Annotated in this window: 10 protein-coding genes; all 10 read right to left on the bottom strand. The window is 44.9% G+C overall.

Features of this window, described 5'->3' with window-relative positions:
- Nucleotides 1–87: 87 nt before the first annotated feature.
- The 10 genes from B2089_RS10700 to mutS all read right to left on the bottom strand — a co-directional run bounded on the left by B2089_RS10700 (nucleotide 88) and on the right by mutS (nucleotide 12,330).
- Entirely contained in the window at nucleotides 88–1,062 is a 975-nt protein-coding gene (locus tag B2089_RS10700; RefSeq protein ID WP_296323873.1) for a LysM peptidoglycan-binding domain-containing protein, read from the bottom strand.
- Between the two features lie 72 nt (nucleotides 1,063–1,134).
- Nucleotides 1,135–2,376 carry an HD domain-containing protein gene (locus tag B2089_RS10695; RefSeq protein ID WP_296323875.1) on the bottom strand — a complete coding sequence of 414 codons (1,242 nt, stop codon included), beginning with the start codon at nucleotides 2,374–2,376 and terminating at the stop codon, nucleotides 1,135–1,137.
- Entirely contained in the window at nucleotides 2,376–3,179 is an 804-nt protein-coding gene (locus B2089_RS10690; protein WP_296323887.1) for a hypothetical protein, read from the bottom strand. The genes B2089_RS10695 and B2089_RS10690 overlap by 1 nt, the downstream gene beginning before the upstream one ends.
- The gene (gene recN / locus B2089_RS10685) at nucleotides 3,179–4,939 is read right to left on the bottom strand and encodes a DNA repair protein RecN (protein ID WP_296323890.1); all 1,761 of its coding nucleotides are present in this window, start codon (nucleotides 4,937–4,939) and stop codon (nucleotides 3,179–3,181) included. The genes B2089_RS10690 and recN overlap by 1 nt, the downstream gene beginning before the upstream one ends.
- Nucleotides 4,932–5,783, bottom strand: a complete 852-nt coding sequence (locus B2089_RS10680) for an NAD(+)/NADH kinase (RefSeq protein ID WP_296323893.1) — start codon at nucleotides 5,781–5,783, stop codon at nucleotides 4,932–4,934. Before B2089_RS10680 ends, recN begins: the two co-directional genes overlap by 8 nt.
- 6 nt (nucleotides 5,784–5,789) lie before the next feature.
- Nucleotides 5,790–6,860 (bottom strand): DegT/DnrJ/EryC1/StrS family aminotransferase, encoded by a 1,071-nt coding sequence (locus tag B2089_RS10675; protein ID WP_296323896.1) that lies wholly within the window; start codon nucleotides 6,858–6,860, stop codon nucleotides 5,790–5,792.
- Between the two features lie 3 nt (nucleotides 6,861–6,863).
- Nucleotides 6,864–7,364, bottom strand: coding sequence for a chemotaxis protein CheW (locus B2089_RS10670; RefSeq protein WP_296323899.1), 501 nt, complete (start codon nucleotides 7,362–7,364; stop codon nucleotides 6,864–6,866).
- 32 nt (nucleotides 7,365–7,396) lie between these two features.
- A complete protein-coding gene (locus B2089_RS10665; RefSeq protein WP_296323909.1) occupies nucleotides 7,397–8,686 on the bottom strand; it encodes an NAD(P)-dependent oxidoreductase in 1,290 nt (429 codons plus the stop codon).
- Nucleotides 8,687–8,777: 91 nt separating this feature from the next.
- Nucleotides 8,778–9,347, bottom strand: a complete 570-nt coding sequence (locus B2089_RS10660; RefSeq protein WP_296323912.1) for a ComF family protein — start codon at nucleotides 9,345–9,347, stop codon at nucleotides 8,778–8,780.
- Nucleotides 9,348–9,663: 316 nt separating this feature from the next.
- Nucleotides 9,664–12,330 carry a DNA mismatch repair protein MutS gene (gene mutS / locus B2089_RS10655; protein WP_296323914.1) on the bottom strand — a complete coding sequence of 889 codons (2,667 nt, stop codon included), beginning with the start codon at nucleotides 12,328–12,330 and terminating at the stop codon, nucleotides 9,664–9,666.
- Between the last annotated feature and the right edge of the window lies 1 nt (nucleotide 12,331).

Below are 12,331 nucleotides of genomic sequence, written 5' to 3'. Positions count from 1 at the left end.
CCAGCTTCGCTACGCCCCCGTGATGTTGTGAATCATATCAAAAACAGGGCGGGCGTGTCAACAGGAAAAGCCAGGGTTTTTAACTTTTTATCCCCTCGGAGCTTTTGCAGGGTCGATTGGCTGCCCGTTCTGAAATACCATGAGTGATATCTGTGACTTTCCAGTGTATGTGTCAATTCCGGCCGTGCCGATTTCTGAACTGTAATTTATGTAATCGCCTTTTGAAACATCAATTGAGCCAAGTCCTGTGTATGCGTAAATATGCCCTGTTTTACTCTGAATGAAAACAACATTTCCAAAACCTCGGTAAGAGCCGGAGAACATGACAGTTCCAGCGCGGATTGCCTTCACTTCTTCGTCTTTCTTTGCTGCCATGCTCACGCCGCCGACTTTTCCATTGATATAGACAATGTTTTCAGTTTTTACAGGCCAGACTAACGAAGAATCAGCTTTTTTACCCGAATAAGAGCGCGGATTTTCCAAATCAGGAACTTTTGATTCAGTTTTCTTAACTTCTTCAGCTTTTTTCCCTGTTTCTGTAACATTTTTTGCCGTAGATACAGCATTTTTAGCCCCCGATTTTTCTCCGGGAACCTTTATTTTTTGTCCAACTTTCAAAGCCGCATCGCTTCCAACTCCGTTCAATTTCTGTAAGTCAGCAACCGTGATTCCGTATTTTTTCGAGATGCCGAACCATGTCTCTCCTTTTTGAACAATGTAACTTTCATCTGAAGAAGTGGCCGCCTTTGTCGTGGAGGCAGGATTAGAAGTCGGCTTTGCCGCAACAGGAGCAGAAGTCGTAGCTGCTGAAGTTTTTGAACTCACGGACGGAGCCGCTCCACTTGTTTTTCCGTCAGGAATCTTGATTTTCTGACCGACTTTGATACCATTGTCAGACAAACCGTTGGCAGACTGAACATCTGCAACAGACACTCCGTACTTTTTGCTTATGGAATATAATGTCTCACCCTTCTGAACCTCGTGAATCGTGTCAGAATATAAATAAGAGACAGCCGAGAAAATCAAAATTGAAAAAACGACTTTAAAAACCGAACATTTCATATCTTAGAAATTTTCGGCAAAAGTAAGTAAAAAATTAACAATTTTCCTTTTTTAGGCTCAACTTTCAGTTTTTTAATCTTCCATGATAGACCAGAAAAGCTGCATGGCGTCGATTCCGTTGATTTTCGTGCCAGAAAGATAGCTTTTAAGGATATTGTCCCGGCCTCCCGTAAGCTGCTTACTAGTGATTCCGTATTTGATTGAAGAATCCGCCTCGATAAAAGCACTCAAATGGTCAGCCAGTCGCACCAGTTTTCCGTCAACAGGAGAATAGACATCAGAATTGTAATTGTCGCGCAATTCCTCCCAGCTGACAGCCTGCGCCGTTTTCTGTCCGTCAAGCTCGGTCACAAGGATGCGGTTCTGGAATTCATCATTCGTAAAATAAAGAATTTCGTCCACATAAGATTCGTCCATAAGCGGAACAAGCTCGGCGTGAACGATTTCGTCTTCGATTTGCTTCACGATACCGGGAAGTTCGTTAGTAGCCTGCTTGACTGGGGAAATAATGTCCCTGGTGACAGACTCTGGTAAGTCGTGGAAGAGGGCGCTGAAAAAATCATTAAAAAGCCTTTTTGCACAAGGTTTTTCACCAGTTGCACGGAGAAGAAGAAGAGTTCCCACCGCCACGAAAAAGCAATGTCCCAGAACGCTGGTTTCTGGAACGCGGGGAGTCTGATTCCACCTAGTCTGAAAGCGAAGTTGCTCCGTCTTCATAATAAAGTGGAAGGGCTGCTTTCGCTCCAAAAGCAATTTCACTCCCTTTAAGTCAAGGTACTGCTTTAAATTTTCGCTCAGTTCTTTATGAATCGTGACAATACGCTCTTTTTCATTGACCGGGGCAATCATCTCAAGTTCCCTAAGCGTAGAGAATTTATGAGCGGCCTCAAGAACTCTCTCCGTGAGTGAAAAATCGCTTCGGCTAAGATTTGCGTCAAGCTCAAGGAAATTTTCAAAGCGAGCAAGCAAGTCTGAATCCGAAACAATGCCGGCGTATTTTGAGAGAACCCATTCATTGAGTTTTTTATATTCAGCGGGGTATTTTTCGCGAATCATCTGCTGGACAGGAGATTTTATATCGCTCAGCGTGATTTTTTTGAGCAAATCGAAGAGAGAGGCATAAATCATCCATTCCCAGTCGATTGAGTGGCCTTCACTTTCTTCATATTTTCCGATTATGTATGCCGCAACCATTTTTTCGGCGGCTTTGTCCATTTCGACTAAATCAAAAGGACGAACCAAATCATTCCACCGCTGGATAGAAAATCCTTCGAAGATTTTGAGAATCAGTTTTTTGTCCAAGTTGTTTTGCATTATTTTGCAACGCCTCGTTTTTGGTCGGCTTCAACCTTTTGCTTCCATACGCCGGCCTTCTTTTTGATTTCTTCAGCTTCCTCTGCTTCTCCAAGTGCAATTGCCACACGCCGTGCACCAGAAAGGAACAAAATCGCAATGCGCATATCATCAATTCGGTGGGTGGCAAGCTCATATCGGTCACGATAGGCTGTCGCCGACTGATCATACAATTTGCGAATAAGGCGGATGTAAAGGACAGAAGTCTCATAGTCCGGGGAATTGGGATCAAAATAATCTTTTGTTGCTTTTTTTAGATCGAGAAGATTTTTTGCGACAGTTGCAAAGCGTCCCTGCAATTCAACGAAAGACTCTTTCCATTTTGAGTTGTCACCAAAAGCCTCAATAAGAATATCGATACAGAGTCCGAGTTTACGGATTAAATAAAATCTTTTTTCTACGGAAGCATTTGAAATCGAAGCAAGTTTTTCTTCCATGTCAGACTGCAGGGCATCAACCACATTTGAAACAACTTCTTCCAAATAGATAATCGCCTTGTAGAGCATTTTTCGCGCATTATTCAGGGCTTCATTATCCTTTGTATTAACTAACTCGACAGTAAGTGCGTTGATTTGTATATAATAGGTTGCAACGCCAATCATCTCATCACAGAGATTAAGTTTTTGATATTCTACGCCCGCCGGTGTTTTTTTTATAGATTCCAAAACCTGCGTCTCGCGGTCTGTAGCTTCCTTTATCATTTTTTTGTACGGTTCGCACTTGATTTCACAGAGTTCGCGATTTTCAGTCATAACTTTTGCCATCAGTTTATCCCCCCAAACTTAGCAAGCATTGACCGGGCGTGTTCCAATGATTCGGCACTCGCCGTGTCCCCAGAGAGCATTCGGGCAATCTCAGAAACCCGCTCTTCGCCGGAAATTCCATGAACATGAGTCTGCGTCATTCCGTCTGAGACTGCTTTTTCTATCTTAATTTGATTATCGGCATAAACGGCGATGCTTGCAAGATGTGTGATACACAAAACCTGCCGATTTTTTGCAAGTTTTTTAAGGTGACTTCCGATTGAGACAGCCACCTCGCCGCCAATTCCCGTGTCAATCTCATCGAAAATCATGGTTCCCACGGTAGATTCGCCCGTCGAATCCGACTGGCAGAGAATCGTTTTGAGGGAAAGCATGACACGGCTCAACTCACCGCCAGAGGCAATTTTTGCAAGTGGCTGCAAGGGCTGGCCGGGGTTTGCGCTGATAAGGAATTCGATGTCATCTATTCCGTAAGGCCCGCATTTCTGGGTAACATCTGTTCCGGATTTTTCTGCCACCTGAACAGAAAAACGAGTTCCATTCATGCCCAGGGCAGAAAGCACAGAGACGACTCCAGCCGACATTTTCTGGGCGGCAGCTTTTCGCGCTTCGGAAATCTTTTTCGCCTCGACATAGACTTTTTTGCCCAGTTCGGCGATTTCTTTTTCAAGAGCGTCTTTTTTGTTGGAAGAGCCGTCTAACTCTTCAAGGCGACTCTTGGCTTTTTCGCAATATGAAATAACTTCTGCAAGGGGAGCCGAAACAGAGAAAGCGTATTTCTTTTTGAGATTGTAGATAAGGGTCTGCCTCTCCTGAACCTCTGCAAGGCGGGCCGGGTCAAAAACAAGCCCCTGCTCGTAGGATTTGTATTCATCTGCAATGTCGGAAAGCTCATAAAAGGCACTGTCCAATCGCTCTGAAAGTTTTTGAAGTGACTTGTCTGAGGAAGCGGCGCTGTCTGCAATGACACGGAGTTTTTTAAGCATTGAGACAACAGCCTCGCCTTCTCCGCCAGAAAGAGCAGAATTAAGCTGCTCCACATCGGAATAAAGTTTTTCAAAAGAGGAAAGTTTTTTTTCTTCTTCGTCAAGCTCAATGTCTTCGTTTGGCTTTAGTTTTGCCTCGCTGATTTCTTTTACGGCAAAGGTGAGAAAATCGATTTTTTGCGCCCTGTCCCGGTCATCGGAATTAAGCTCATCAAGCAATTTTCGTTTGGCGACTAATTCTGAATAAAGGGAAGTGAATTCAGCGACCCGCTCAGTAAGAGCCGCGTAAGAATCAAGGAATTTACGGTGCTCGCTCACTTTCATGAGAGACTGATGCTCGTGCTGGCCGTGAATGTCGATTAAAAATGAACTGAATTCGGCCAAATCAGAGCGTGTGACGGGAGTGCTTCCAATCCAGGCTCCTGACTTACCGTTTTCGCGGATTACCCGACGCAAAAGCACACGGCTGTCCTCAGCTTCAATGCCATGGAGATTAAGCCACTCAAAAGCGTTGGAAGGCTCATCTTCTGGAGAAAGTTCCCTTACCGTTTGAGGAGTTTTGCCTAAGAAAAATGTGCCGGAAACGACCGATTCATGTGCTCCAGTGCGGATTTGCTCAACGCCAGCCTTGCCGCCAAGAAGAAAAGAGAGTGCTCCGATTAAGAGAGACTTACCCGCTCCGGTTTCTCCAGAAAGAACCGTAAATCCTTCGCCGAATTCAAGGGAAGCCTGATCAATGAGGGCAAAATCTTTAATTGAAAGATCTTCAAGCATGTTGCGGACCTCCCGACCAGTTTAATTTTGAGCGAAGGGCGTTGTAGAATTTTTCTTTGGTGCAGCCAATCAACTTGGCCTTGTCATCGATTTGATTGATTCTGATGACATCGCCAACATGCAAATCAACCGGAATCTGACCATCAACGCTGATAACTACATCTGAAATTCGGGAAGGAAGAATCTCAATTTCAAGAGAACCGTCTGGACTTAGAACCAAAGGCCGACTTGAAAGAGAAAATGCGTTCATAAGGGTTAAGACCATAGCATCCAAGCCAGGGTCAATGATTGGTCCGCCTGCGCTGGCAGAATAAGCCGTAGAGCCGGTGGCCGTGGAAATTATGATTCCGTCGGCTTTTATTTCTCCGAGAGGAACCTTATCATAAAGAACATTGAAAGAAATCGTATGTGCCGCCGTTTTGCCGCAAATAACGATATCGTTTAACCCCGTGGCCGTTAATCTTCGCTGACCTCCGCGAATCAAATCAGCCCGGAGCATACTCCGCTCATCGATGACGGAATTACCAGCCAAAAAGTCGTCAAGTTCCTTTTTCCATTCTCCCCGCTGGACGCTGGCAATAAAGCCGAAAGAACCAAAATTCACAGGGAAAATGGGGATGCCCATAGGCGCGCAACCCCGTGCGGCGAACAAGACCGTGCCGTCACCGCCCATCGTAATGACAAAATCGTAGCCATAGAATGGATACTGCTCAGAGAATCCGTTGAAGACAAAGATATCAGCCTGAATCCCAAGATTTTTAAGATATGCCTGGATTTCAGCGCCGAGAGTCTTTGATTCTTCCTTAAAACTGTTTACGACGATGAGCGACTTTTTTACTTTCATAAATTTTTACGGCAATGTCCCCAACACTTTTGCGATTTTTGTTGCTGATTCCGACCCCAAACGAGGATAAAGAGGAAAAAGCACGGTGCGAAGGAAAAGCGACTTCGCATGAATATAATTTGCCTGCTCCATTTCTTCAAGGACGGCAATTACTGATTTTTCGTATGCCGGACGAATTTCAATTTCTTTTCGCGAGGCATATTGTTTCGCGTCTTTAAAACTTCCAGAAAGCACCACCGGAAAAGACCAAATCGTTGAGCCATTTTCGGCATCACGGGCGAAAGTCTTGTTTTTTCCGCTCATGAGTGATTTTTGGAAAATCGCAAACAAAGCCTTTCTGGCCTGCTCGTTGCGGGCAAATTCCTTGAGTTGAATAAAGCCCAGCGCACTGTTCATATCTGGCAGAATATCCGTTTCGGGAGCGGCATCTGTGAACTTTTTGAGAACGATCCACTCCCGGCGTTTTGGCGCGATAAGAACAGCACCGCCTCCAGCCGTAATGGTATCGTTCGATTCAAGACCAAGAATAGAATAAAGGCCTGCCATTCCAGCTTTTTTACCAGAGTCTTCACTTTTAGCGGCAGAATCTTCTTCTGCGGCTGAAAAAACATAGCTTGCTCCAACTGAATGGGAAATATCCTCAATTACAGGGATGCCAAAAGAAAGGATTCCTTCGATTTTTGGCAAAATTCCCATAGTCTCATGAAGAAGAAGAAGTCTTCCGCCTTTTTTTATTCCCTCTTCAACAGCCTCTGGAGAAAGCAAACCATCATCTTCATTAACATCTAAAACGAGAGGCTCATATCCTAAATTTTTAACAGCTGTATAATGCCATGACGGAGCAAGGGCTGAAATCATCACAGAAGAGCCTGGCTGTAAATCCAATGCTTTTAAAACATAGGAGAATGCAATCGCCGGACTTCTGAACGCAACAGCTCCATCACAACCGGTAAATTCTTTTACGCTTTGAATTAATTTTGCGTTTAACTCGCCAGGTCCAAGTTTTTCATCAACCATGCAAGTTAAAACCGCATCCATTTCCTTTCTGCGAATCGTTGAGCTAAAGGTCTGAATCATGAATTACTCTTCTTCACCTGCGCTTGAATCGCCCGGATCAAGAATCTTCTGAAGTTCTTTAGCATTAAACAAGCGGCGCATATCGAGCATGATGAGATATTTATCATCCTGACGAATAACGCCGTGTATGTACTCAGTGCCGATTCCGCTAATCATCTGCGGCGGATCTTTGATGTCAGCCGTATCAATGGCAACGACGCGGGCAATTCGGTCAATGATAATGCCGATGCGGTTGTTCTCGATGTTCAAAATGATGAATCCGCCTTCAAACTCTTCGTCACCTTCGGCAACAGCAAGTTTTTGAATTTGGAACCGTTTGTGCAAATTGATAACTGGAATAATTTCGCTTCGGAGATTGAAAATTCCTTCGACATAGAAAGGAGCGTTTGGAATCGGACGAACTTTCGTTACTTTGACGATTTCTTTTACATCCATGATGTCCACGCCATAGATTTCTCCGCCAAGCTGGAATGTAACTAACTGAATCTGAGTATTTTCTGCCATATATCCCCCTAGATTAACTCCTAGACTGTTTTTTATTCACCAAGCAATTTTTTCGCTTCGAGGAACTCTGAAATTCCAACAGCGACTTTTTTTGCCTCACGCATTGCAAGTACAACAGTAGCCGGTTTGTGAACGACATCACCACCAGCAAAAACACCTCGCTTCGTGGTCATACCGTAGGGCTTTTGCTTTGTAACAACGAAGCCGCCCTCATCTGCCTCGATTCCTTCGGTAGTGCTGATAATGCGAGCTGCTGGTCGAGAACCAATTGCGATAAGGATTTTATTTGCAGGCAAGATTACCTCGCCGTTGGGAGTCTGGCATTTAAGCCCAGTGACAATGCCATTTTCACCGACATACTCAAGCGGAGCATGTTCCCATTTAAATTCAACGCCATCAGAAAGCGCGCCGTCATATTCAGCCTTTGCCGCACGCATGAACTCCACGGTCTTGCGGTATGCGACTGTTACCTTTTTTGCCTTCATGCGGATTGCCGTACGACATGCATCCATAGCGACATTTCCCGCACCAATAACGATAACTTCATCTCCCTCGTCAATCGGCACTTCGCTCTTTTCGACATTGCCGTCCTGATAGAGACGAACCATGCGCAAGAGATAATTTGACTGAATGATTCCCTTGAGCTCTTTGCCAGGAATATCAAGGTCTTTTGAAAGTGCCGTTCCAGTTCCGATGAACACAGCGTCAAAACCATTCTTGAAAAGTTCGTCAATCGTAATATCTGTGCCCACCATTGTATTTGTAACGAACTGAACCCCCAAATCAGCGATTTTTTTGGTAGTGTTTCGGACAACATCTTTTGGCAAACGGAATTCAGGAATACCATAGAGAAGGACTCCGCCCGGCTCGCTCTCGCCTTCGTAAACAACGACCTCGTATCCTTTGCGGGCCAAGTCGCCTGCAACAGTAAGACCGGCAGGACCAGAACCGATAACGGCAACTTTTCCGCCGATTTTTTCTATTTTCTTTTCCCGATTGAGATTCATTTCTGTATCGAAATCAGCAATGAATCGCTCAATCATACCAATCTTAATTCCTTTGCCTGCTTTTGCAAGAACACAATGACCTTCACACTGATTTTCATGAGGACAAACACGGCCACAGATAGCTGGAAGATTACTTCGCTGAGCAACAATAGTACGCGCCTCGCCAAAGTTACCCAAAGAAACCGCATGATTAAAAGCCGGAATGTCATTTTCGATTGGACATCCCGTGCGGCACATTGGCTTCGGGCAATTCAAGCAACGGCGTGCTTCGGCTATTGCTTCTTGGATTGTATATCCTTTAATCTCTTCTTCCATAATTCTAGACCTCATTAAGAAAAAAAATATTACTAGTCCTTACAGTATAACGATAGATTTAGTAAAATGCAAATCAAAATTCAATATAATATCAATCTACGATAAATAAAGTCAGGGAAAACACCTTCCTTACACCAAAAGCCTTTAACTCACGGGCACAGGCTTCTATTGTTGAGCCTGTAGTGAGCACATCATCCGCAAGAACGACAGCTTCTGGAATTTTTTTGCAAAATTTGCGGATTTTCCTCTTATTTTTAAGCCTGTAAGACGATGAAATTCCCTCAATTCGCTGAAGACGGTCGAGTTTTTTCTGCTGAATGTGAGAAAGCCGCTCAAGCAGACGAAAGACTTTCACCCCCCAGCCTTTTTCAAGATAAAAACACAATTCTTCAATCTGATCCCAGCCACGCTCACGGATTTTTCCTGCACGGGGAGGAACAGGAACGACAGCCAAAGAAAATCCCAATTCATTTTCGATGGCACAGAGTTTTTCATAAAAAAGGACGGCAAAATAAGGAGAAAGATTTCGCTTGTCTTCCATTTTCCAAGCAAAGAGCAGAGACTTCTTCCACAACTGATAGCCGTAGAGAGAAAACGCACCGTCAACACTTTGCAAGGCTGGACTTTCCCTGCAATAAGAGCAGACTCTGATTTCGCTCACAAGTTCCCGGCCGCACTTTGTGCATGAATTCCTAAAACCGAAAGAACGCAATTGGGGAAGGCAATTCTTGCACAAGGGAATACGGAGGCTCTTCTTTGAGCAGCGCAAACATCTCTCGCCGCCAAGCAGCAAAGAAATAAAATCCTGTACTATGCATTGCAAAACAAAGCAAAAAGTGAAAGAGCTTTTTTTAAAAGAAAGATTTTTCCCTGACATCACCTATACATAGGCAAAAAAAAGCAATTTTCGGCAACGGAAAGAAATAATTTTTTGTTATATTTTTTTTCGGGACAGCGCATTTGGAAGACTTTCCCCATTATCTTCCACTCAGGGATTTTTTCCAACGGGCAACTAAATCAAGGGCCTGGCGCGGAGTCATGTCATCTGGGTCGCAACTCAAGATTTCGTCAAGAACAAGCTCTTCATCGCTGAAAAGGCCTGGCATTGAGACGGATTTTTCAAGAGGCTTTTCCTCGGCGGATGTCTGCAAGGTCTGAAGTGAGCCGGCATTTTCGCTTACGGCAGAATCTGCTCCCTTCTGAAGGGTGTTCAAAATCTCGTTAGCGCGACGAATTACGCTTTGGGGAAGGCCTGCAAGGGAAGCGACATGAATTCCGTATGAATTTTCACTGGCACCTTCCTTGATTTTTCGGAGGAAAGTGATTTTATCGGCTTCTTCACTGACTTCCATGCAAAGCAATTTAAGCGAAGGATGATCGAGCCGAGTAAGCTCATGATAATGTGTGGCAAAAAGCGTCTTGCATTTAAGGGCATTCAAGAGATATTCAGAAACGGCCCAGGCGATGGAAAGACCGTCCTCCGTGCTAGTTCCCCGACCCACTTCATCCATAATTACGAATGATTTTTCGGTCGCCGTTCGCAAAATGTAGGCGGTTTCAGTCATTTCCACGAGGAAGGTTGACTCGCCCCGCGCAAGATTATCGCTGGCCCCAACGCGGCAGAAAATGCGGTCAACTGCACCGATATGAGCCTCTTTAGCCGGGACAAATGAACCAATTTGAGCAAGAAGGGCAATGAGGGCATTCTGGCGCAGATAGGTTGATTTACCCGCCATATTCGGACCGGTTATAAGGGCAAAATAAGCTGATTTACTTTCCTTTTCGGCAGAAATTTCTATGTCATTGGGGACAAATTCGCCACTGGGAAGATGGAGTTCAACCACTGGGTGACGGCCACCTTTAATGATAAAATCCTTTGAATTGTCCACAAAGGGCTTTACCCAGCCGTGAAGAAGGGCCGCATAAGCGAGAGAGCTCGTGACATCCGCATAGGCAATTTCTTTTGCCGTCTGAAGAAGATAATTCGTGTGCTCTGCTATTTTCGATCGGAGCTCAAGGAAAAGAGCTTTTTCCGTTTCGGTAATTTTAAGCTCAGCTTCACCGATTTGTTTTTCAATTTCCTGCAAGCGCACCGTTGTGTAACGATCGGCATTGGTAAGGGCTCGGCGGAGAATAAAATGAGCCGGAACCTGCTCGCTTTTGCCCCTGGTGATTTCTATGTAGTAGCCAGTGAGAGAATTACTGCGGATACGAAGATTTTGGATTCCGGTGGCAGCCTTTTCTTCTTCTGCATAATCGTCAAGGATTTTGTTTACATTGTCGTGGATTCTGCGGTATTCGTCCAGCTCGGCCGACCAACCTTCTTTAATGATTCTTCCCTCTCCCAAAGCCGTGGCCGGGTCTTCGAGAATTGCGTTTTTTATAAGGGCGACAATCTGCTCGGCAAGATTTTTTTCGGTATGAGTGAAGCCGCAAGAATCAAGCTGTTCACGAACTTTGAGCCAGTTTTCAAGACTTGCACGAAGAGCCTGAACATCTTTTGCATGGGCCCGCTCCATAGCGACCCGACCAGCAAGTCTCTCTATATCAAGGATATTTCCGAAAAGCTCATGGACAAATTCGAGGAGATTACGGTTTTTGACGAAAAGTTCCACATGATTCTGCCGTCCGCGGATTTCTTCGACATTTGTGAGTGGGTACAAAAGCCATGAACGCAAAAGCCGTTTTCCCATAGCCGTTTCCGTGTGAGAAAGGCACTCTAAAAGAGAAAACTGACTGCTTCCGTCCCGCAAATTCTCCACGATTTCAAGATTACGCCGTGAAGAATCATCCATAATGACAAACTGGCTGTCGCGGTAGACTTTAATGCCCGTAACATGGGGAGCATTTGTGGTCGCCGTTTTTTGAAGATAATCAAGCAAAAAACCAGCAGGAGCGACTTCGGGAGATTTTTCGTCTAGGGAAAAGCCCTGTAAATTCACGGTTTTGAATTGAGCCAAAAGCCTTTTATAAGAAAGGCTCTGGTCAAAATTCCAATCCGGGTAGTAAGAGACGGCAATTTCTTCGTTTTGCAAGAGAGTATTCTGAACGATTTCATTTTTTTCGAGAGACTGGGGAAGCAAAAGTTCCCGCGGATGACAACGACCAATTTCCTTTGAGAAATTCTCTTCCATGTCGGATTCGTACCAACTCGTCGCAAAAAAGTCTGAAGTGGTGACATCAAGGTAAGCAAATCCCGCCCGCCCTTTCTGAAGGCAGAGACAGGCAAGGAAGTTGTTAGCGCCTCCGTCAAGATATTCGCTTTCAAGGGCCGTTCCAGGCGTAATGATTTCGATGACCTTGCGCTCGGTGAGACCTTTTGCTTTCGGGTCGCCAATTTGTTCACAGATTGCAATTCTTTTGCCACAGCGCAAAAGGCGGGCTATGTAGATTTTAGCGGCGTGAAAGGGAATGCCACACATGGGAGCTGCTCCGCGATGCGTAAGGGTAAGATTTAAAAGCCTTGAAACCTCTATCGCATCTTGGTTGAACATTTCATAAAAATCACCCAGACGGAAAAACAGCACTTCATCCTTATGTTCTTCTTTGATTGAGAGATACTGGAGCATTACCGGAGTGAGTTCGCCCGGTTCTGCACGAGACTGAACAGAACCTGCGACAAGGGCATCTTTTGAGCGAGCCATT

It is taken from the genome of Treponema sp. UBA3813 (assembly GCA_002368605.1).
Classification (GTDB): Bacteria; Spirochaetota; Spirochaetia; order Treponematales; family Treponemataceae; genus Treponema_D.
Note: the sequence above shows the minus strand (reverse complement) of the source record. Positions and strands in the feature narration are given on the sequence as shown.

Excerpts from the sequence above, each read along its gene's own strand:
- B2089_RS10700 (WP_296323873.1), bottom strand. The coding sequence starts at position 1,062 with ATGAAATGTTCGGTTTTTAAAGTCGTTTTTTCAATTTTGATTTTCTCG.
- B2089_RS10695 (WP_296323875.1), bottom strand. The coding sequence starts at position 2,376 with ATGCAAAACAACTTGGACAAAAAACTGATTCTCAAAATCTTCGAAGGA.
- B2089_RS10690 (WP_296323887.1), bottom strand. The coding sequence starts at position 3,179 with ATGGCAAAAGTTATGACTGAAAATCGCGAACTCTGTGAAATCAAGTGC.
- recN (WP_296323890.1), bottom strand. The coding sequence starts at position 4,939 with ATGCTTGAAGATCTTTCAATTAAAGATTTTGCCCTCATTGATCAGGCT.
- B2089_RS10680 (WP_296323893.1), bottom strand. The coding sequence starts at position 5,783 with ATGAAAGTAAAAAAGTCGCTCATCGTCGTAAACAGTTTTAAGGAAGAA.
- B2089_RS10675 (WP_296323896.1), bottom strand. The coding sequence starts at position 6,860 with ATGATTCAGACCTTTAGCTCAACGATTCGCAGAAAGGAAATGGATGCG.
- B2089_RS10670 (WP_296323899.1), bottom strand. The coding sequence starts at position 7,364 with ATGGCAGAAAATACTCAGATTCAGTTAGTTACATTCCAGCTTGGCGGA.
- B2089_RS10665 (WP_296323909.1), bottom strand. The coding sequence starts at position 8,686 with ATGGAAGAAGAGATTAAAGGATATACAATCCAAGAAGCAATAGCCGAA.
- mutS (WP_296323914.1), bottom strand. The coding sequence starts at position 12,330 with ATGGCTCGCTCAAAAGATGCCCTTGTCGCAGGTTCTGTTCAGTCTCGT.